This is a genomic window from Bradyrhizobium sp. TM233 (genome assembly GCF_036247965.1).
Classification (GTDB): Bacteria; Pseudomonadota; Alphaproteobacteria; order Rhizobiales; family Xanthobacteraceae; genus Bradyrhizobium; species Bradyrhizobium ottawaense.
Map to the genome: position 1 here is coordinate 649,852 of NZ_BTIG01000007.1, position 20,469 is coordinate 670,320.

The following is a 20,469-nucleotide window of genomic DNA, read 5'->3' on the forward strand; positions in this document are numbered from 1 at the left end:
CTAGGGACCCCGCTTGTCATTTGGAAATTAAATGATTAACTCGCGTCCAGTTGATTTTCGAATGGAGGCGGTCATGCTCGATCTCGAGCTGCTGCGCAGTTTCGTCTCGGTGGTCGAGGCCGGCGGCTTCACCCGCGCCGGCGAACGCGTCCACCGCACGCAGTCGACCGTCAGCCAGCAGATCAAGCGGCTGGAGGACGACGTCGGCCAGGTGCTGCTGCATCGCGACGGCAAGACTGTGCGCCCGACCGAGGCCGGCGAGCGGCTGCTCTCTTATGCGCGGCGCTTGCTCTCGCTCGCCGAGGAGGCCCGCGACGTGCTGCGCCAGCCTGACGGCGAAGGCGCGATCCGGCTCGGCATCCCCGAGGATTTTGCGGCGTACCGGCTGACCAAATTACTCGGCGCCTTCTCGCGCTCGCACCCTGGCCTGCGGCTCGACGTGCGCGCCGACCAGAGCAAGCACCTGGCGCGCGATCTCGAACGCGGCGAGCTCGACCTTGCGCTGTTCAAGCGTGCGGCCGGCGAGAAGGGCGCCATCGCGGTGTGGCCGGAGCGGGTGCACTGGGTCACGAGCAAGAGCCATCCGATCGATGTTCACGCCGCGTCCGTGCCGCTGATCGGTTTTCCGACCGGCTGCCTCTACCGTGCCGGCGCCATCCACGCGCTGGAAAGCGTCGGCCGCGCCTGGCACATGGCCTATTCCTCGTCGAGCCTCTCCGGCATCCAGGCCGCGGTCGCCGCCGGCATGGGCCTCAGCATCCTGTCGGAGATGTCGATCCAGTCCGACCACCGCGTGCTGACGGCGAAGGACGGCTTTGCGCCGATCGACAAGACCGAGGTCGCACTGATGGCCTCGCCCGATGCAAGCCCGGCAACGCTGCGGCTTGCAGATCGTCTCGCCGAGTTTTGCGATGCGGTGCAGGCCAAAGCGGCTTGAAGGCGGCCCAGATTCGCGAGCGTTGCGGCCCGCCGCTCAGTTCGCCGCCGACATCAGCCTGTCGCCGCACGCATTCGCGTAAAACTTGCCGCCGCATTGGCGCTTGATGGCGGCACAGCGGGCCGCCGGCGAGGCGTTCTGCGGGACCGTGAAGCCGCAGCTGAGACCATCGGCGCTGCGACCGGGCTTGCCGGCGGCAAAGGCGGCACTGAGCGTGCTGATGCAGACGACGAGCAGGGCCGCTGCGGCGATTTCGATCAGCAGTCGCGTCAGCAGTCTCATGGGAATGTTCCTCCACACTGATGGCTGAATTGATCCGCAATCTAGCACCGAATCCGGTTTCTCCGTGCTCGCCCGGGTTCCCAAATCGGCCCGTTCCTTGCATAAATTTACGCCAGTGCAGTGCACGGCCGCACCGCCGGCAGTTCCGGTGCAGGGGCAAGACGCGTAGGGTTAGTGGTGTGTTCGACCAGGAAGTGACGGCTTTGCAAGATCAATCGTTCCAGCCCAGTTTTCCCGCCCCCGGCCAGCCGATCGACGAACTCGCGCTGGCTGAGATCAAGGGCACGATCCTGGCGAAGCTGCGCCTTGCCATCGGCAAGGACGCGGGCATGGCGACCAAGCACGACTGGTACCAGGCCGCAGCGCTGGCGCTGCGCGACCGCGTCGTGCATCGCTGGCTCACGGCCGAGAAGCACAGCTACGACGCCGGGCGCAAGCGCGTCTATTATCTCTCGCTCGAATTCCTGATCGGCCGTCTCTTCACCGACGGGCTCAACAACATGGGCCTGCTCAAGATCTTCGAGGTCGCGCTCGGCGATCTCGGCGTGTCGCTGCCGGAGTTGCGCAAATGCGAGCCGGACGCCGCGCTCGGCAATGGCGGCCTCGGGCGCCTCGCCGCCTGCTTCATGGAGAGCATGGCGACGCTGTCGATCCCCGCGATCGGCTACGGCATCCGTTACGATTACGGCCTGTTTCGCCAGATCATCAATCAGGGCTGGCAGCAGGAATATCCGGACGAATGGCTGAGCTTCGGCAATCCCTGGGAATTGCAGCGGCCCGAGGTGATCTACGACATCAATTTCGGCGGCGGCGTCGAGCATGTCGACGACAAGGGCCGCGACCGCGCCATCTGGCATCCGGGCGAGACCGTGCAGGCGATCGCCTATGACACGCCGATCGTCGGCTGGCGCGGCCAGCACGTCAACGCGCTGCGCCTGTGGTCGGCGCGCTCGCCCGATCCGTTGAAGCTCGATGCCTTCAACAAGGGCGACTATGTCAGCGCCACCGCCGAACAGTCGCGCGCGGAAGCGATCTGCAAATTCCTCTATCCGAACGACGAGAGCCCGGCGGGCCGCGAGCTGCGCCTGCGCCAGGAATATTTTTTCGTCTCGGCCTCGCTGCAGGATCTCATCAAGCGCCATCTTGCGTCCGACGGCCAGCTGCGCAGCCTGTCGAGCAAGGTCGCGGTGCAGCTCAACGACACCCATCCGAGCCTTGCCGTCACCGAGCTGATGCGCATCCTCGTCGACCTCCACAATTTCCGCTGGGACGAGGCCTGGAAGATCACGGTCGCCACGCTCTCCTACACCAACCACACGCTGCTGCCCGAGGCGCTGGAGACCTGGCCGGTCGAGCTGTTCGAGCGGCTGCTGCCGCGGCATCTCGAGATCATCTACCGCATCAACGTGCAGCATCTGGCGCTTGCGGAGGCGCGCTGTCCCGGCGACATCGACTTCCGCGCCTCGGTCTCGCTGATCGACGAGAAGAGCGGGCGCCGCGTGCGCATGGGCCAGCTCGCCTTCGTCGGCTCGCACCGCATCAACGGCGTCTCGGGGATGCATTCGGACCTGATGCGCGAGACCGTATTCCACGACCTCAACCATCTCTATCCCGGCCGCATCACCAACAAGACCAACGGCATCACCTTCCGCCGCTGGCTGATGCTGGCGAACCCGAAGCTGACCGACCTGTTGCGCGAGACCTGCGGCGAGGCCGTGCTCGACGATCCGACCCAGCTCTCGCTGATCGAGGCGCGCGCCAGCGACGTCGAATTCCAGAAGAAATTCCGCAGCGTCAAGCTTCACAACAAGACCGCGCTGGCACGCCTGATCGGCGAACGGCTCGGCATCAAGGTCGACCCGAGCGCGCTGTTCGACGTGCAGATCAAGCGCATCCACGAATACAAGCGCCAGCTGCTCAACGTCATCGAGACCGTCGCGCTGTACCAGGCGATCAAGGACGATCCCACCGGCAATTGGGTGCCGCGGGTGAAGATCTTCGCGGGCAAGGCGGCGGCAAGCTACCGCTACGCCAAGCTGATCATCAAGCTGATCAACGACGTCGCGGAGGTCGTCAACAACGATCCCGCGATCGGCGGCAAGCTCAAGGTGGTCTTCCTGCCCGACTACAATGTCAGCCTCGCCGAAGTGATCATTCCCGCGGCCGACCTCTCCGAGCAGATTTCGACCGCCGGCATGGAAGCCTCCGGCACCGGCAACATGAAGCTGGCGCTGAACGGCGCCATCACCATCGGCACGCTCGACGGCGCCAATATCGAGATCCGCGACCATGTCGGCGCCGAGAACATCGCGATCTTCGGCATGGAGGCCGGCGACGTCATGATCCGGCGCAAGCAGGGGCTGGACGCCTCCGACCTGATCCTCAATTCGCCGAAACTGCAGCGCGCCATCAATGCGATCGGCACCGGCGAGTTCTCGCCCGGCGACCCCGGACGTTTCGAGTCGATCGCGCACGCGCTGCGCTATCTCGACCATTACATGGTCAGCGCCGATTTCGATTCCTATTACGAGGCGCAGCGCAGCGTCGATGCGCGCTGGCTGGTCTCGCCGGCCTGGACACGTGCCTCCATCCTCAACGTCGCGCGCATGGCCTGGTTCTCCTCGGATCGCACCATCCGCGAATACGCCGAGGAGATCTGGAACGTGCCGGTGAATCCGACCACGCCGCTGCTGCCGAACCTGCGCGACGCCGCGGGCTGATTTTTCCGCGGCGTGGAAGCGCGGTTACTCGATACGTAATTGCGCATCCGGGCAATGGCTGTGATATGACGACCGTCATTCCGGGGCGGCTCACAGAGCCGAACCCGGAATCTCGAGCTTCCGGGTTCGATGCTCTGGGCCGCGCTACGCGGTCCCGTCGCATCGCTCCGGAATGACAGACGGAAACACACATGCACGCCAAGCTCCCGCACCCCTTCGACGACGCCACCCGCGTCACCGCCGGCGACTCCAGCTGGCAGGGGCACACCAGCGACGATTACTGGGCCTTTGTCGGCCCGTTCGGCGGCGTCACCGCCGCGACCATTTTGCGCGCGCTGATCGATCACCCGGAACGCGCCGGTGACCCGCTGGCCCTCACCGTCAACTACTGCGCGCCGATCGCCAAGGGGCCGTTCGATCTCGACGTGCGGCTGGTGAAGGCCAACCGCTCCAGCCAGCACTGGAGCGTCGAACTGTCGCAAGGTGGCGGCGAGGTCGCGACGCTCGCGACCGCCGTGTTCGCCGAGCGCCGTCCGTCCTGGGAGCACCGGGTGGCGCAATATCCCGATGCAAAGCCGTTCGAAGCGACGCTGCCGTTCCCGAAGATCGCGGCGACCTGGGCCAACCAGTACGAATTCCGCTTCGTCGAGGGCGAGATGCGGATCGGCCCGCCGACGGCGGACCTCGCCAGCACCTATTCGAAGCTCTGGATCAGCGATCGCGAGCCACGCAAGCTCGACATGCCCTCACTGATGTCGATGTCGGACGCCTTCTTCGGCCGCATCTTCCACGCGCGGCGCGAACTGGTGCCGTTCGGCACGGTGTCGCTGACGACGTATTTTCACACCGACAGCGAGGAGCTCGCGGCTGAGGATATCACGCGCGTGCTGGCGACGGCCGATTCGAAGATCATGCACAAGAGCTACGCCGACCAGAACGCCGAGCTGTGGTCGCCGAACGGCCGGCTGCTCGCCACCACGACGCAGATCGCCTATTTCAAGGCGTAGGATTTCGCTCCGCTGTCGTCCCTGCGAACGCAGGGAGCCATAACCACAGGGAGTGGTTTGGCGAAGACTCGTGATGGTCATGCTTTGCCGGTACTCGCACTGCGCTCTCTCGATAGATCACGCGGTATGGATCCCTGCGTTCGCAGGGACGACGGCGAGGGTGTGGCAAGCGGCGTGGCCACAAACAGAAAGGGCGGCCTCGCGGCCGCCCTTTTGCATTAAAGGCGAGAGCGCTTACTCCGCCGCGAGCTTCACGTCCGGCGCGGCGGCGCGCACTTCGGCATCCACCTGAGCCTCGAACTTGGCGAAGTTCTTCTGGAACATGCCGACCAGCGCGCGGGCGGTCTTGTCGAACTCGTCCTTGTCCTTCCAGGTGTTGACCGGGTTGAGGATCTCGGCGGGCACGCCGGGCAGCGCGGTCGGGACCGCGAAGCCGAAATACTTGTCGGTGCGGAATTCGACGTTGCGAAGCGAGCCGTCGAGCGCGGCGGTGAGCAGCGCGCGCGTCACCTTGATCGGCATGCGGCTGCCTGTGCCGTACTTGCCGCCGGTCCAGCCCGTGTTGACCAGCCAGCAATCGACATTGTGCTGGGCGATGAGGTCGCGCAGCATGTTGCCGTAGACGGACGGATCGAGCGGCAGGAAGGGCGAGCCGAAGCAGGTCGAGAATTCCGGCTGCGGCTCGTTGCCGAGACCGCGCTCGGTGCCGGCGACCTTGGCGGTGTAGCCGGACAGGAAGTGATACATCGCCTGCGCCGGCGAGAGCTTGGCGATCGGCGGCAGCACGCCGAAGGCGTCGGCGGCGAGCATCACCACGTTCTTCGGCTGCGGCGCGCGGCCGGTGCGCGAGGCGTTCGGGATGAAGTCGAGCGGATAGGCCGAACGGGTGTTCTCGGTCTTGGAGCCGTCGTCGAAATCCACCACGCGGGTGTCCTCGTCGAGCACGCAGTTCTCGAGCACCGCGCCGAAGCGCGTGCTCGCTGCATAGATCTGCGGCTCGGCTTCCTGCGACAGCTTGATGCACTTGGCATAGCAGCCGCCTTCGAAGTTGAAGACGCCGTTCGGGCCCCAGCCGTGCTCGTCGTCGCCGATCAGCGTGCGGTTCGGATCGGCCGACAGCGTGGTCTTGCCGGTGCCGGAGAGGCCGAAGAAAATCGCGGCATCGCCCTTGGCGCCGACATTGGCCGAGCAATGCATCGGCATCACGCCGCGCTCGGGCAGATAGTAGTTCAGCGTGGTGAAGACCGACTTCTTCATCTCGCCGGCATAATAAGACCCGCCGATCAGGACGATCTTGCGGGCGAAATCGATCGCGACGACGTTCTCCGACTTGCAGCCGTGACGTTTGGGATCGGCGCGGAAGCTCGGCATGTCGATGATGGTGAGCTCCGGCACGAAGGTCGGCAGCTCGATCGCCTCGGGGCGAATCAGCAGCGTACGGATGAACAGCGAGTGCCAGGCGAGCTCGGTGAAGACGCGCGTCTTGATCCGGTAGGCCGGGTCGGCGCCGCCATAGAGATCCTGCGCGAACAGCTTCTTGCCTTCGGCGTGCTTGAGGAAGTCCTGATAGAGCGTCTCGAACTGCTCTGCGGTGATGGACTGGTTGCCGGCCCACCACATCTTCTTGTCGGTGGTGGCGTCACGCACCGTGAACTTGTCCTTCGGGCTGCGCCCGGTGAACTCGCCGGTGTCGGCACAGAGTGCGCCGTCAGCGGACAGCACCGTCTCGCCCGCAGCGAGTGAGTATTGATAGAGCTGCGGCGCACCGAGGTTCCAGTGAACCTGCTTGAGATTCTTTAAACCGAATTTGTCGGCGCCGAAGGCACCGTTGCGCACGCCCGTCTCTTGCACGAAAAATCCTCCTAGAACCCGCGACATTCAACGCGACCAAAACTTCGGCACCATCGCGGTCACCGTGATTTATAGGCCAACCGGCCTCGGCTCGACGACCTAATAATGATGAACGCTGGCGTTGCCAAGCCGATCCCGCAGGATTTGGTTTATTCAAGGACCGCGCCAAACGTCGCGCATGTCAGCTCTGAGCAGCTGCATCAAAAAATCACCAATGATCGCGCAACCAAACACGGAATTCGACGTTGATCATGGTTTTTGCGACGCACAATTCCGGCTGCCGGCTTATCGGACCTCGCCTTCGCCAATGAGCGCGAACGGCCCCCACATCGCGGGATAGGCGTTGCGCGGTGACGAGTTGTCGTCGACAAACGTTAACATCGCGCGGCGCAAGGCTTCGGCGCGACCGATTTTCGGTTCGTTCTTGAGCAGCTCGAACGTCGACGTTGTCAGGCGGGTGGCGGCTTCCGAATCCACGGCCCAGTGCGAAACCAGCAGCGCACGGGCACCGGCATAGAAGAACGAGCGCGCCAATCCCGACAGCGCTTCGGCGCCGGGCTTGTCGCCGGCGATGGTGTTGCAGGCGGACAGCACCACCCAATCGGCGTTGAGCTTGAGCTGGGCCACCTCGCTCGCGGTCAGAAGACCGTCGTCGAGCTCCGACGGCTGATCGGGAATGGACAGCGCAAGCGAGGGCTCGCCCAGTCCCTTGACGTCGCCGGCAACGAGGCCATGGGTGGCAAAGTAGATGATGCCGTATTGAGCAAGCGCTGCACGCTTCAGCGTCGTTTCGCTGGCGTCGCGTCCGAGATGGATGTCGGCATCAGCCGCGCCGACATCCCTCGCCACCGCGTTCAGCTCGTCGGCGGTGTCAGGCAGTTGCGGCAGCGCCTGCGCCAGCCGGGCGCGATCGACGCCGGCGCCGCGCCAGAAATCGGTATAGGCAATCGTCGCAATGCTGCGCGCGGCGACCTTGCCGCCTGCGGCGCGGCGGTCGGCGGGCCCTTCGGCTGCGGGGTTGAAGACGGGATCGCCGAAGCCGGTCATCGGCTTCACGCCCTGATCCCTGCGCGCGAAGGCGCGCAGCGATTTCAGGCTGACCACCGACGGCAGCACCGAGACGGCCTGATGCCGCAGCAGCCAGGCGGCGTCGCGATAACCTTCGAGCCCGTCCGGGATCGCAGCCTGCGGCTTCTCCGTCACCAGCAGATGGAACGGCAATGCGGTCAGCGCCGCCGATGGCACGACCAGGAGGTTGCGCTTGTCCTTTGTCAACGCCTCGACCGGGCCGAGCAGCGCGACATAGAGCTCGTTCGCGAGCGCGAGATCGAACAGCCCCGATTTGCCGGAGGCATCGCGCGCCTTGCCGACATCCAGCCCCCTGCGGAAGGCCGAGACTTTCCGCGCCATCGCGTCCGCGCCGAGCGAAATCTCCTTCCAGTCGGCGCCATCGCGCGTGATCGCGATGACATAGCTCTGCTTGTCGACGACGGAATAGATCACCATCGCCTCCTCGGTCGACAGCAGCGGCTGGATGTCCTTCACCGCCAGCGGCAGCGGGTTGGAGAGCGAGGCGTAGTCGGGAAACTCGAGCGTGAGCGTCTTCTGCAGGCCTGCGCGTTCGTTCGCGATCGCGGCGATCCGCGCGCGGCTGCGCTGCTCGGCCGCGGTGTCTCGCTGCGCCGACGGCTTCGACACCGCGGTGATGATCGCCTTGTCGAGCGCCTCGGCCTCGGCCGCGAGATCCTGGTCCCGGCGCACCAGCTCGGCGAGCCGGTCGCTGCCGGCGGCAAGTCGTACCGCGAGCTTGTTCACGGCAGAGGCGGCGGAGGATTGCGTGCCGCGCTGGATCGCGCCGAGCGCGTCGTCGAGCGCCTTGTCGCTCGCCAGGAGCGCTTGCTGCCGCGCAGCAAGCAGAACCGGTAGCACGACGCGCAGCTGCGCGCGGTTGGCGGCAAGCGTCTTCTGCGCGAACGGAAAAGCCTCGGCGGTCCGGCCCGAGACCTGAAGGAAATGAGCGAGATTGTTCGTCGAGGTCGCGACATCGGGGTGATCGGGTCCAAGCGCACGCTCCCGAATCGACAGGGCGCGGCGATAGAGCGGCTCGGCCTCGGTATAGCGCTGCTGGTGCTCGTAGAGCGCCGCCAGATTGTTGAGCGAGCGCGCCACGTCGGGATGATCCGGGCCCAGCACCTTTTCGCGGATCGCGAGCGAGCGCTTGATCGGCGCTTCGGCATCCGCATCGCGGTTGAGGTCGCGATCGACCTGGCCGATGTTGTTGAGGACGGTGGCAACCGCGGGATGCTCGGGCCCGGCGGCCTTCTGATAGATGGCGAGCGCACGCTGGAACAGCGGCTCGGCGTCGGCAAAATGCTCCTGCTTCACGTAGAGCGTGGCGAGATTGTTGAGGGCCTGGCCGACATCGGGATGCTCGCGCGACAGCGCCTTTTCGCGAATGGCCAGTGCGCGCTTGAATAGCGGTTCGGCTTCAGTGAAGCGGCTCTGGCGCTGATACAGCGCGGCGAGATTGTTCAGTTCGGGCGCGATCAGGACGGTGTCGAGGCCAAGCGACTTCTCCATCAGCGCGATGGCGCGCTTGTAGATCGGCTCAGCCAGATCGTCGCGGCCCTGGCCGGCATGGACCTGGCCGAGGTTGTTGAGCGCGGCAGAGAGTTCCCGGCCGTCGTTGCCCTTCTCCAGGCTCGCCACCATGGCCTGCGCCAGTGGCAGCGCTTCAGCATATTTGCCGGCCTGGTTGAGCGCGTTGATCCGCGCGCCCTGCGCGGCGAGATCGCTCTTCTGGGCAAGGCCGGGCGATGCAAGCGACGTGGTGATCGCGAGCGCCAGACCCGCAGCCAATGCCAAACGACGACGCGTCATGAACCCTCTCGCTGCGAGCCTTAAGACCTGACCGTCTTGGGTCGCAGCGATGGGTCGCGGCGTTCAAATTGTTGCGTTCTAGTCCACCTTCGTGCGCGCTTCGCCAGCGAGGCGGACCAGCATCTTGCGCAGCGACGTGCCGTCCGTCACCCGCTCCGGGAAGTCCAGCCGCAGCGCGGTCTGGCCGTCCTGCATGTCGAGGCCTTCCGGATCGCAGCCGGTGCAGCGCCAGTCACCCGCGGCAGCGCCGAGGAGCTTTGTCGCATACAGGCCCATGGCGTCGCGATGATCGGCATTCATATGCGCGACTGCCCCCTCCTCCGCCGCCAGCAGGTCCTCGGCGCCGGTGAGGTCCGTGAGGAACTGCGCGGGCTTGAGATCGACGATCCGGCCGAAACCGGCGACCAGATGGGTTCCCGTGGGGCGGATCCGGAAGAAGGAGAAATCCTTAAAGGAAACAAAGCCTTCCGCCGACGGATGCGCATTGAGATACCGCCGCTGGAGTAAATCCTTCTCGGCATCTGCCTGCTCCGCCCGGCCGGACAGCATGATCCGGGCGCCTTCCAGCGGATCGCCCGCCGCCCGCTCGTCCAGCATCAGCGAGACCCTGCTGTCGGCGAGAAGGTTCCTTGTATGCACGGCGAGGCCCGAGATCAGCAGGATGGGCGAGCCGTCGGGATGGCTGGCCAGATTGACCAGGGAACAATAGGGGTCGCCGCTGCCGGCCATCAGGGTTGCCAGCGCCCCCTGCCGCGATCGCCGCAGCAGGGATTTGGCGAGCTTTGCAGGGTCGAAATCAGGGGTCGGTTGCATCGGCTTTCTCGGCTCAGGTGGTTGCAAGGGGGGCCTTTTTTCGGGTAAACGGGGGCCTGGTTATGGGTCGACATGCGGCGAATCTGCCGTGTTTCGTGGAACTTGGTCACACTTCAGCCCAGCTTGCATTGCTCGGTGACAAGGTTCGAACGCCGACATCGGCACCCATGTATGCGGCGCATCAGTGGATTGCTCGCCGTTTCAAGCCACGACCCAAACGGAAAGCAGAAAGCAGAGGCTCATGCCCACAATCGCTTTGGTCGACGACGACCGCAACATTCTCACATCCGTCTCGATCGCGCTGGAAGCCGAAGGCTACCGCATCATGACCTACACCGACGGCGCTTCCGCGCTTGACGGTTTCCGCACCACCCAACCCGATCTCGCCATCCTCGACATCAAGATGCCGCGCATGGACGGCATGGAGACGCTGCGCCGGCTCCGGCAGAAGTCCGACCTGCCGGTGATCTTCCTGACCTCCAAGGACGAGGAGATCGACGAACTGTTCGGCCTCAAGATGGGCGCCGACGACTTCATCCGCAAACCGTTTTCGCAGCGCCTCCTGGTCGAGCGCGTCAAGGCGGTGCTGCGCCGCTCGGCGCCAAAGGACCCGACCGTCGCGCCGAAGGAGAACGATGCCAAGGCGCTCGACCGCGGCCTGCTGCGCATGGATCCGGAACGGCATACCTGCACCTGGAAGAACGAGCCGGTGACGCTGACCGTCACCGAATTCCTGATCCTCCAGGCGCTCGCGACCCGGCCCGGCGTGGTGAAGAGCCGCAACGCGCTGATGGACGCCGCCTATGACGACCAAGTCTATGTCGACGACCGCACCATCGACAGCCACATCAAGCGGCTGCGCAAGAAGTTCAAGGTGGTCGACAACGAGTTCGAGATGATCGAGACGCTCTACGGCGTCGGCTACCGCTTCAAGGAAGCCTGAGGCGCGAGGCGCCTTCACGAAAGACGAGAGCATCGCCGGTTCTGATTTCATCGGGACCGGGATGGCTCCAAAGCGCGACGAGATCGGGGGAATCGTCATCGCGCTTTGGTTTATCGTTTGAGCATGATCCATTCGGAAAACCGCTGCACACTTTTCCGGATCATGCTCTAGAATGCGGGGACCATTGCCACGAGCTGTCCTAACGCGGGCGTAAGCATTGCTGGACCGAACGCAGCCTGACGAGAACCAGAGCGCCGGGGAGATCGCATCCGACGGCGTTTCGGAGCACGTCGTCCAAGATCAGGCCCAAGATGCGGCCGAAGACAAGCCGCAGGGCTTCCGACCGCTGAACTGGCTCAAGCGCGCCGGGCAGTTCTTCTTCGCGCTGTCCTTCTCCAGCCTGACCCGCCGCATCGTCTCGCTCAACCTCGCCGGCCTCGTCGCGCTGGTGGCGAGCATCCTGTATCTGTCGCAATTCCGCGCCGGCCTGATCGACGCGCGGGCGCAGAGCCTGCTGGTGCAGGCCGAGATCATCGCCGGCGCGATCGCGGCCTCCGCCACGGTGCAGACCAACGCCATCACCATCGACCCCGACCGGCTGCTCGACCTCAAGCCGGGGGAGACCTATGGCGGGACGGACGAGTATTCGCCGCTGGACTTCCCGATCAACCCGGAGCGCGTGGCGCCGGTGCTGCGCACACTGATCTCGCCGACCAAGACGCGCGCCCGCATCTACGATCCGAACGGCAGCCTGCTGCTCGACAGCCGCAACCTCGAAAACGTGCTGCGCCTCGACCTGCCGCCGCCGGCCGAGAAGCCTGGCTTCGTCGAGCGCGGCATGGTCGCGGTGCGCACCTGGCTGAACCGCGGCGACCTGCCGCTCTATCGCGAGCTCGGCCCCGAGAACGGCAACGGCTATGCCGAGGTGGGTGATGCGCTCCAGGGCCAGAAGCGCTCGATGGTGCGGGTCAATGCCCGCGGCGAGGTGATCGTCTCGGTCGCGGTCCCGGTGCTGCGCTCGCGCGCGATCCACGGCGCGCTGATGCTGTCGACGCAAGGCGACGACATCGACCAGATGGTCACGGCCGAACGCCTCGCCATCCTGAAGGTCGGCGGCGTCGCGGCCGCCGTCATGATCATGCTGTCGCTGCTGCTCGCGAGCACCATCGCCGGGCCCGTGCGCCGGCTCGCCGACAGCGCCGAGCGCGTCCGCCGCCGCATCAAGGCCCGCATCGAGATTCCCGATTTCACCCGCCGCCGCGACGAGATCGGCCATCTCTCCGGCGCCCTGCGCGACATGACCAGCGCGCTCTACAGCCGCATTGAGGCGATCGAGATGTTCGCCGCCGACGTCGCCCACGAATTGAAGAATCCGCTGACCTCGCTGCGCTCGGCGGTCGAGACGCTGCCGCTGGCGCGCAACGAGAACAGCCGTGCGCGCCTGCTCGAGGTGATCGAGCACGACGTCAAGCGGCTCGACCGCCTGATCTCCGACATCTCCGACGCCAGCCGCCTCGATGCCGAATTGCAGCGCCAGGATGCGATCCCGGTCGACCTGCGCCGCCTGCTGACGACGCTGGTGTCCGTCGCCAACGAAACCAAGCTCGGCCACGATGTCGCGGTCGAGACGCGCTTCGAGGGCCGCAGCCCGACCGACAATTTCGCCGTGAGCGGCCACGATTCGCGGCTCGGGCAGGTGGTCTCCAACCTGCTCTCCAACGCGCAGTCGTTCTCCGAACCCGGCAGCAAGGTGCGCCTCACCTGCCGCCGCGTGCGCTCCGAGATCGAGATCGTGGTCGACGACGACGGCCCCGGCATTCGCGACGACGCGCTGGAACGCATCTTCGAGCGCTTCTACACCGACCGTCCGCATCAGGGTTTTGGCCAGAACTCCGGCCTCGGCCTGTCGATCTCCAAGCAGATCATCGACGCCCATGGCGGGCGCATCTGGGCCGAGAACCGCGCAGGCCCGCCGGATGACGAGAGCGTCCCGACGGTCGCGGGCGCGCGCTTCGTGGTGAGGCTGCCGGCGCTATGAACGACGGCGGGCCCAGCGTTCACGCCACCGCAGTCAAGGTCGGACATCGGGCGGTGCTGATCCGCGGTCCCTCGGGCTCCGGCAAGTCGCGTCTTGCCTTTGATCTGATCATGGCCGGGCGCTCGGGCGTGGTCGAAAGGGCCGTTCTGGTCGGGGATGACCGTGTCCATCTGGCGACAGTCGGCGATGAAATTGAAGTCCGCCCCGCGCCGGTCTTGGCTGGCCTGATCGAGATCCGCGGCCTCGGGATCCGCCGCTGCGACTTCGTGGAGCATGCGACCGTCGGTCTCGTGGTCGATCTGGATGCCGCGGACGCGGAGCGTCTGCCTGCGGCGGAATCGCTCAAAACCAGCATTTCCGGTGTCGAAATACCGCGAATCCCGGTCGGACGTGGATATTCACCCCTCCCTTTGGTTGTCGCGGCCTTGACCACTACCAAGAGTTCATCTTCGGTTAACCCCTCAGGCGATTGTTTGAAGGGAAATGGTAACCATATGAGCCCCACTATCGCGACCGAATAGACCGGCGCAGCTCCCCTCATCCATCCGTCTAGATTCAGGGAGATACGCAACATCCCCTCTTGCGCAGGGGCTCTGGATGGTCAAAGTGGCGCGTTCGTGCGGTGCACCAAAAGCGCCCGCGAGGAGTTTTCCGATGATTGGTCTAGTACTTGTGACCCACGGGCGCCTTGCCGACGAATTCAAGGCAGCGCTTGAACATGTCATGGGCCCACAAAAGCAAATCGAAGCGATCACGATCGGCGCCGAAGATGATTCCGATCTCTGCCGAAGCGACATCATCGAGGCGGTTAACCGCGTCGATTCCGGCGACGGCGTTGCGATCCTCACCGACATGTTCGGCGGCACGCCGTCGAACCTTGCAATATCCTGCATGAGCCGGCCCAAGGTCGAAGTGCTCGCGGGCATCAACCTGCCCATGCTGGTCAAGCTCGCCAAGGTGCGCGAGGAGCGTCCCCTGCCCGACGCGATCGCGATGGCGCAGGAAGCCGGCCGCAAATACGTCACCATTGCCAGCCGCGTGCTCGCCGGCAAATGAGCGACGAGGCGCCACAAGCGGGGACAGGCGTGCCCGCGGGCGCGATCTCCAAGGACCTCCTGATCATCAACAAGCGCGGCCTGCATGCGCGGGCCTCCGCGAAATTCGTCCAGGCGGTCGAGCGCTTCGAAGCGCAGGTCTGGGTAACGCGCGGCGGCGAGACCGTCGGCGGCACCTCGATCATGGGCCTAATGATGCTCGCCGCCGGCCCCGGCACGACGATCACCGTGGCTGCCGCCGGCACGGATGCGGAAGCCGCGCTCGCGGCGATCACCGAGCTCGTTGAAAGCAAGTTCAACGAGGAAGGGGTTTAGGCCCCTCTCGCGCTACACGCTCAGTGCCGTAGGGTGGGCAAGCGAAGCGTGCCCACGGCTTTTCTGCGATGAGTGCGAGATGGTGGGCACGGCGCTTCGCGCCTTTGCCCACCCTACGAGACCGAGCACATCACTTCGCCGGCGGCACGATGTAGACGTTCCAGCTCATCGACGGGCCGGCCTTGCCGTGGGTGAAGCGGCGCGTGGTCATCACCACGCGCTCGGCGTTCGGCGCGACCTCCGAAACCCACTTCTCGAACTTGGGCAGGCGTTCGTCGGTCGCATCGACCACGCCGATGAAGCCGTATCTCTTGACGTCGTCGAGCGAGGTCAGCCCGGAGGCCCAGGCTTCGTTCGGCGTGAATGGGCTGGGGTGATCGGGGCTGTAGAACACCATCGGCTGGATCGTTTCCATCGTCCCCGCAACGACCGCCCAGCGCGAGGCGAAGCGCGCGTGCCAGGCCTGGGTCAGCTCGCGCGCGAGATCCGAGCGCGCGCCATAGGTCGCGGTGTTGCCGGCATTGGCCGCCATCTCGCGCGCGGCGATCCAGGGCGAGGCGGCGAGCGTGGCAACGCTGAGCACGAGCCAGATCGCGGCTATGTTGAACAGCACCGCGCCCTGCACCCGCAGCGCCGGAATCGCGACCAGCGCGAGCGGCACCAGGAAGAACAGCGAGATGCCCCAATCGGTCTTCAGGTAGACGCCGAAGACCAGCGCGCCGAGCGGCGGGCCGAATGCGACGATGATCTGGATCATCCACACGTTCAGCGCCTGCGAGACATTGACGCCCGGGTTGGCGCCGCGCGTCCAGGCGCGCGTGACGATGCGCAAGGGCGCGCGCAGCAGCAATGTGAACCACGGCGGCACCAGCGCCATCGCGAGCCCGGCCAGCGCCACCGGCAATGCCAGCAGCCCGAGATTATGCAGCATGTAGCCGGTGACGAGCTGATGCACCTGGGCGCTGTCCGCGAGGCTGTAGGTGTCGCCGGCATAGGTCAGCGGCACGAAATGCGCCTCGGCCAGCCAGACCACGTGCGGGATCATCGCCACGACCATCGTCGCGATCGCGACCCAGGGCGCCGGCGATACCAAGAATCTCATCCGCTCCGGATGGATCAGCGCGGCGAGGCCGATGGCGCCAATCATCGTCAGCACCCAATATTTGGTCATCAGCGCCAGCGCGCCGGCAAGGCCGAGCAGGACGCCGGACTGCCAGCTCCGCTTCTCGAACGCGTTGAGATAGGCGAGCACCAGCAGCGGCAGCGTGACGAGCTGGAGCAGATCCGGGTTGTACTTGAAACCCTTGAAATTGAAGATCGGGTAGAGCGCGACCATCACCACGACCAGGAACGCGCGCCGCGCATCCACCACGCGCAACGCAACCAGCCAGCAGATCACCATGCCGGCGCTGACCGTCGCCATCGCCAGCGCATAGGTCGCCCAGTCCGCGGCCGGGAACGCTGTGAACCAGAGCCCAGCGACCCAGCCCGACAGCGGCGGGTGCTTGCCGTAGCCCCACAGGAATTTCTGGCCCCAGCCATAGGCCTCTGCGACGTCCATGTGAACGTCCTGCGCGGCCTTCAGATTGATCAGGATGAAGGTCCAGAGCACCGCATGGAGGATGGCGAGCTGGATCACCAGCCACAATCTCGCCTCGGGGCGGACCGCGCAGGCAACCAGCCAGGCCCGGAAGCGGCCAAAGCTCAGGCGGGCCTTCGTGCTCACTTCAGGGGAGGGAAGAGACGTGGTCGACATGGGCGCTTGCCTAGCGCGTTTTGGCCCATCGTGGAATCAGCTTGGCGTGAACAAAGGCCCTGAAATTACAGCAATATGGTTGCCGCACGGGGATGTGAGTGGTATCCCGCGCCCATGACGACCGTCCCCATTTCCAACATCCGCAATTTCTCCATCGTCGCCCATATCGACCATGGCAAATCGACGCTGGCCGACCGCCTGATCCAGATGACCGGCGGCCTCACCGACCGCGAAATGGCGGGCAAGGAACAGGTGCTCGATTCCATGGACATCGAGCGCGAGCGCGGCATCACCATCAAGGCGCAGACGGTGCGGCTCGCCTACCACGCCAAGGACGGCAAGGACTACATCTTCAACCTGATGGACACGCCCGGCCATGTCGACTTCGCCTACGAAGTCTCGCGGTCGCTGGCGGCCTGCGAAGGTTCCCTGCTGGTGGTCGACGCCAGCCAGGGCGTCGAGGCGCAGACGCTCGCCAACGTCTACCAGGCACTCGACAACAATCACGAGATCGTCCCGGTCCTGAACAAGGTCGACCTGCCCGCGGCCGAGCCCGAGAAGATCAAGCAGCAGATCGAGGACGTCATCGGCATCGACGCCTCCGACGCGGTGATGATCTCGGCCAAGACCGGCCTCGGCGTGCCCGACGTGCTGGAAGCCATCGTCACCCGCCTGCCGCCGCCTAAGGGCGACCGCAGTGCGACCTTGAAGGCGCTGCTGGTCGACAGCTGGTACGACGTCTATCTCGGCGTCGTCGTTCTCATTCGCGTCGTCGACGGCGTCATGAAGAAGGGCAGCCGCGTGCGCATGATGGGCACGGGCGCCGCCTATGACGTCGAGCGCGTCGGCTTCTTCACGCCGAAGATGCAGCAGGTCGACGAGCTCGGTCCCGGCGAGATCGGCTTCATCACCGCCGCGATCAAGGAAGTCGCCGACACCCGGGTCGGCGACACCATCACCGACGACAGGAAGCCGGTGACGGAGATGCTGCCGGGCTTCAAGCCGGCCATCCCGGTGGTGTTCTGCGGCCTGTTCCCGGTCGACGCCGACGATTTCGAAACGCTGCGCGGCGCCATGGGCAAGCTGCGTCTCAACGACGCCAGCTTCTCGTTCGAGATGGAGACCTCGGCCGCACTCGGCTTCGGCTTCCGCTGCGGCTTCCTCGGACTTCTGCATCTCGAGATCATCCAGGAGCGGCTGTCGCGCGAGTTCGATCTGAACCTGATCGCGACCGCACCGAGCGTCATCTACAAGATGAAGCTCACCGACGGCCAAGAGATCGAGATCCACAATCCCGTCGACATGCCCGACGTGGTCAAGATCGCCGAGATCCAGGAGCCCTGGATCGAGGCAACGATCATGACGCCCGACGAATATCTCGGCAGCGTGCTGAAGCTGTGCCAGGACCGCCGCGGCTCGCAGAAGGAGCTGACCTATGTCGGCTCCCGCGCCATGGTGAAATACGATTTGCCGCTCAACGAGGTCGTGTTCGACTTCTACGACCGCCTCAAGTCGGTCTCCAAGGGCTACGCCTCGTTCGACTATCATCTGACCGACTACAAGCCGGCCGACCTTGTCAAGATGCAGATCCTCGTCAACAACGAGCCGGTCGACGCGCTCTCGATGCTGGTCCACCGCACCCGCGCGGAGGGGCGCGGCCGCGCCATGGTCGAGAAGATGAAGGAGCTGATCCCGCCGCACATGTTCCAGATCCCGATCCAGGCCGCGATCGGCGGCAAGGTGATCGCCCGCGAGACGGTGCGCGCGCTGCGCAAGGACGTCACCGCAAAATGCTACGGCGGCGACATCACGCGTAAACGAAAACTTCTGGAGAAGCAGAAGGAAGGCAAGAAGAAGATGCGGCAGTTCGGCAAGGTCGACATCCCGCAGGAAGCCTTCATTGCCGCGCTGAAGGTGGATAGCTGAGGCGTGGGCTTAAAGCCATTCCGACCTGAGGGGATCCGGTTCGGCCCGGACCATTTGGGGCCCGACAAACAAAAAACGCGAAAACAACCCCATGCACAGTAGCCGCCCCCTTGGCGGGATTGCGGTTTTTCGATTTTACGAAATCGATTTGCCCCGTCGGGCAAAACAGGGGTAGAATGTCGTCGTTGCGCCGCCCGTGACAGGCTGCCATCAGCGGCGGCCGGGTCGGCGGTACATTAATGCGGCGGCTAGGCCCGCTCTACTGTCAGGTAAATTCAGCCGCCTTCACCGGAAACCCGTCATGGCCGACATCACGGTACATCTCGACGACGAGCTTTACGACAAGGCTTCGCGCGTCGCCCGGCTGGACAATGTGAGCGTGAAAGAACTCGTCGAGGACGTCATGCGCCGCCATCTGGACTACGTCGAGGTGGTGCAGGATTTTTCGAAGATGCCGCCGCTCGCGCTGGAGAACTACGAGCTTCACCGCGATGCCGACGAAAGCGACGAGGACTATGCATTCAGGCGCTCACTTTGCGCGGGTCAACGAGCGTGCGCGAGAGCAAATCGTAACCGTAGGACCGCTTCGGCCGCGCTGAGACGTGGATGATTGAGGCCAACAAGCAAGGAAGCACGCTCAGCCACTGAGCCTTGCCCTCTTCCGGCAGATAGGCCACCATCCCTCCCGCGCACCACCAACAAAACCAAAAGCGCCGGGGAAACGCATGAACAAGCCGTCACGCTTCGACTATGGCTGGGTCGTGGTCGCTGCAGGCGCGCTGATGACCTGTGTCGGGTTCGGCACGATGCTGTCGCTGGCGGTGTTCCTGCAGCCGATCTCGGAAGCGATGGGCTGGTCGCGCGCCGGGGTGTCGGCGGCGGCGACGCTGGATTTCCTGTGCATGGGATTTGCCGCGTTCCTGTGGGGCGCGCTGTCGGACCGGTTCGGCACGCGCATCGTGGTGCTCGCGGGAAGCGTTCTGCTGGGACTTGGTCTCGTCACGGCGAGCCAGGCGACAAGCCTGTGGCAATTCCAGCTTTGCTTCGGCGTGCTGATCGGCATCGCGGCCGGCAGCTTCTACGCACCGATGATGGCGCTCGCGAGCGCGTGGATCGAAAAGAACCGCAGCCTCGCGGTGGCGCTGGTCTCTGCCGGCATGGGCGTGTCGCCGGTGACGATCGCGCCGACCGCGAGCTGGCTGATCACGGCTTATGACTGGCGCACCGCGATGCTGGTGATCGGCATCGCTTCGTGGGCGCTGCTGATCCCGGCCTGCTTCCTGGTGCGTCCGGCGCCGGCCCCGGCAGGCGGCACCGCTGCAGACGCAGCACCGGAGGTCGAGCTGACCGCGGCGCAGGCGCTGCGCACGCCGCAATTCATCGCGCTCGCCGCGGCACATTTCGCCTGCTGCGCCGCGCATTCCGGCCCGATCTTCCACATGGTGTCCTATGCGATGGTGTGCGGCATCGCCCCGCTCACGGCGGTGACGGTCTACAGCGTCGCCGGCGTCTCGGGCCTCGGCGGACGCCTGCTGCTGGGCGCGCTGGCCGACCGCGTCGGCGCAAAACCCGTGCTGGTCGGCGGCCTCCTCGTGCAGGCGATGTGCATCGCGACCTATCTCGCGGTGGCGCAGCTCGGCGAATTCTACGCGCTGTCGGTGGTGTTCGGCCTCGCCTATGGCGGGGTGATGCCGCTCTATGCGGTGCTGGTCCGCGAATTCTTCGGCGCGCGCATCATGGGCACCGTGTTCGGCGCGGTCTCGGCGTTTGCCAGCCTCGGCATGGCGCTCGGACCCTGGGCCGGCGGGCTCGTGTTCGACAATTTCCAGCGCTACACATGGCTGCACGCCGGCTCCTTCGCGATCGGGCTCGCCGCCGTCGCGGTGGCGCTGAGCTTCCCGACCAAACGCAGGCCATCGCTCGACCTGGGCCGCGCTGCGGCCTGA

The 20,469-nt window shown here is 65.3% G+C and carries 16 protein-coding genes; 11 read left to right on the plus strand and 5 right to left on the minus strand.

Annotated features, from left to right (window positions below; genetic code table 11):
- Positions 1-73: 73 nt before the first annotated feature.
- Complete coding sequence (locus AABA86_RS17630; protein WP_212247388.1) at positions 74-937, plus strand: LysR family transcriptional regulator; 864 nt, start codon at positions 74-76, stop codon at positions 935-937.
- Between the two features lie 36 nt (positions 938-973).
- Here AABA86_RS17630 and AABA86_RS17635 read toward each other — a convergent pair whose 3' ends face one another.
- On the minus strand, positions 974-1,219 hold the full coding sequence (locus tag AABA86_RS17635; protein WP_338307669.1) for a hypothetical protein: 246 nt from the start codon (positions 1,217-1,219) through the stop codon (positions 974-976).
- 203 nt (positions 1,220-1,422) lie between these two features.
- On the opposite strand from AABA86_RS17635, the gene AABA86_RS17640 reads away from it, so the two are divergent.
- Both AABA86_RS17640 and AABA86_RS17645 read left to right on the plus strand, forming a co-directional pair.
- Complete coding sequence (locus AABA86_RS17640; protein ID WP_338307670.1) at positions 1,423-3,939, plus strand: glycogen/starch/alpha-glucan phosphorylase; 2,517 nt, start codon at positions 1,423-1,425, stop codon at positions 3,937-3,939.
- 191 nt (positions 3,940-4,130) lie between these two features.
- Complete coding sequence (locus AABA86_RS17645; RefSeq protein WP_338307671.1) at positions 4,131-4,946, plus strand: acyl-CoA thioesterase; 816 nt, start codon at positions 4,131-4,133, stop codon at positions 4,944-4,946.
- A gap of 234 nt (positions 4,947-5,180) precedes the next feature.
- On the opposite strand, the gene AABA86_RS17650 is transcribed toward AABA86_RS17645, so the two are convergent.
- The 3 genes from AABA86_RS17650 to AABA86_RS17660 all read right to left on the minus strand — a co-directional run bounded on the left by AABA86_RS17650 (position 5,181) and on the right by AABA86_RS17660 (position 10,490).
- Positions 5,181-6,797, minus strand: a complete 1,617-nt coding sequence (locus AABA86_RS17650) for a phosphoenolpyruvate carboxykinase (protein ID WP_212247396.1) — start codon at positions 6,795-6,797, stop codon at positions 5,181-5,183.
- A 285-nt stretch (positions 6,798-7,082) separates the two neighbouring features.
- Entirely contained in the window at positions 7,083-9,677 is a 2,595-nt protein-coding gene (locus tag AABA86_RS17655) for a CHAT domain-containing tetratricopeptide repeat protein (protein WP_338307672.1), read from the minus strand.
- A 78-nt stretch (positions 9,678-9,755) separates the two neighbouring features.
- Positions 9,756-10,490: a HugZ family pyridoxamine 5'-phosphate oxidase gene (locus AABA86_RS17660; protein WP_091959898.1), complete on the minus strand. Its 735-nt coding sequence runs from the start codon at positions 10,488-10,490 to the stop codon at positions 9,756-9,758.
- A gap of 241 nt (positions 10,491-10,731) precedes the next feature.
- Between AABA86_RS17660 and AABA86_RS17665 the strand changes: the two genes are divergently transcribed.
- The 5 genes from AABA86_RS17665 (at position 10,732) to AABA86_RS17685 (ending at position 14,841) form a co-directional block, all read left to right on the plus strand.
- Positions 10,732-11,433 carry a response regulator transcription factor gene (locus AABA86_RS17665; RefSeq protein ID WP_008542552.1) on the plus strand — a complete coding sequence of 234 codons (702 nt, stop codon included), beginning with the start codon at positions 10,732-10,734 and terminating at the stop codon, positions 11,431-11,433.
- 217 nt (positions 11,434-11,650) lie between these two features.
- Positions 11,651-13,471, plus strand: coding sequence for a sensor histidine kinase (locus tag AABA86_RS17670; RefSeq protein ID WP_212247400.1), 1,821 nt, complete (start codon positions 11,651-11,653; stop codon positions 13,469-13,471).
- Positions 13,468-13,992, plus strand: coding sequence for an HPr kinase/phosphorylase (locus AABA86_RS17675; RefSeq protein WP_212247401.1), 525 nt, complete (start codon positions 13,468-13,470; stop codon positions 13,990-13,992). Before AABA86_RS17670 ends, AABA86_RS17675 begins: the two co-directional genes overlap by 4 nt.
- Positions 13,993-14,125: 133 nt before the next feature.
- The gene (locus tag AABA86_RS17680; RefSeq protein WP_007597752.1) at positions 14,126-14,527 is read left to right on the plus strand and encodes a PTS sugar transporter subunit IIA; all 402 of its coding nucleotides are present in this window, start codon (positions 14,126-14,128) and stop codon (positions 14,525-14,527) included.
- A complete protein-coding gene (locus AABA86_RS17685) occupies positions 14,524-14,841 on the plus strand; it encodes an HPr family phosphocarrier protein (protein WP_212247403.1) in 318 nt (105 codons plus the stop codon). Before AABA86_RS17680 ends, AABA86_RS17685 begins: the two co-directional genes overlap by 4 nt.
- 130 nt (positions 14,842-14,971) lie before the next feature.
- Here the strand turns inward: AABA86_RS17685 and AABA86_RS17690 are convergent, their stop codons facing one another.
- Positions 14,972-16,597, minus strand: a complete 1,626-nt coding sequence (locus AABA86_RS17690; RefSeq protein ID WP_338307673.1) for a glycosyltransferase family 39 protein — start codon at positions 16,595-16,597, stop codon at positions 14,972-14,974.
- 114 nt (positions 16,598-16,711) lie between these two features.
- Between AABA86_RS17690 and lepA the strand changes: the two genes are divergently transcribed.
- The 3 genes from lepA to AABA86_RS17705 all read left to right on the plus strand — a co-directional run bounded on the left by lepA (position 16,712) and on the right by AABA86_RS17705 (position 20,469).
- Positions 16,712-18,523: a translation elongation factor 4 gene (lepA, locus tag AABA86_RS17695; RefSeq protein ID WP_338307674.1), complete on the plus strand. Its 1,812-nt coding sequence runs from the start codon at positions 16,712-16,714 to the stop codon at positions 18,521-18,523.
- A 301-nt stretch (positions 18,524-18,824) separates the two neighbouring features.
- Positions 18,825-19,133, plus strand: a complete 309-nt coding sequence (locus AABA86_RS17700; protein WP_338307675.1) for a hypothetical protein — start codon at positions 18,825-18,827, stop codon at positions 19,131-19,133.
- Between the two features lie 115 nt (positions 19,134-19,248).
- The gene (locus AABA86_RS17705) at positions 19,249-20,469 is read left to right on the plus strand and encodes an MFS transporter (RefSeq protein WP_338307676.1); all 1,221 of its coding nucleotides are present in this window, start codon (positions 19,249-19,251) and stop codon (positions 20,467-20,469) included.

Bases quoted from the DNA above. Each gene is read 5' to 3' on its own strand.
- AABA86_RS17630 (WP_212247388.1), top strand. From the start codon at position 74: ATGCTCGATCTCGAGCTGCTGCGCAGTTTCGTCTCGGTGGTCGAGGCC.
- AABA86_RS17635 (WP_338307669.1), bottom strand. From the start codon at position 1,219: ATGAGACTGCTGACGCGACTGCTGATCGAAATCGCCGCAGCGGCCCTG.
- AABA86_RS17645 (WP_338307671.1), top strand. From the start codon at position 4,131: ATGCACGCCAAGCTCCCGCACCCCTTCGACGACGCCACCCGCGTCACC.
- AABA86_RS17655 (WP_338307672.1), bottom strand. From the start codon at position 9,677: ATGACGCGTCGTCGTTTGGCATTGGCTGCGGGTCTGGCGCTCGCGATC.
- AABA86_RS17660 (WP_091959898.1), bottom strand. From the start codon at position 10,490: ATGCAACCGACCCCTGATTTCGACCCTGCAAAGCTCGCCAAATCCCTG.
- AABA86_RS17665 (WP_008542552.1), top strand. From the start codon at position 10,732: ATGCCCACAATCGCTTTGGTCGACGACGACCGCAACATTCTCACATCC.
- AABA86_RS17675 (WP_212247401.1), top strand. From the start codon at position 13,468: ATGAACGACGGCGGGCCCAGCGTTCACGCCACCGCAGTCAAGGTCGGA.
- AABA86_RS17680 (WP_007597752.1), top strand. From the start codon at position 14,126: ATGATTGGTCTAGTACTTGTGACCCACGGGCGCCTTGCCGACGAATTC.
- AABA86_RS17685 (WP_212247403.1), top strand. From the start codon at position 14,524: ATGAGCGACGAGGCGCCACAAGCGGGGACAGGCGTGCCCGCGGGCGCG.
- AABA86_RS17690 (WP_338307673.1), bottom strand. From the start codon at position 16,597: ATGTCGACCACGTCTCTTCCCTCCCCTGAAGTGAGCACGAAGGCCCGC.
- lepA (WP_338307674.1), top strand. From the start codon at position 16,712: ATGACGACCGTCCCCATTTCCAACATCCGCAATTTCTCCATCGTCGCC.
- AABA86_RS17700 (WP_338307675.1), top strand. From the start codon at position 18,825: ATGGCCGACATCACGGTACATCTCGACGACGAGCTTTACGACAAGGCT.
- AABA86_RS17705 (WP_338307676.1), top strand. From the start codon at position 19,249: ATGAACAAGCCGTCACGCTTCGACTATGGCTGGGTCGTGGTCGCTGCA.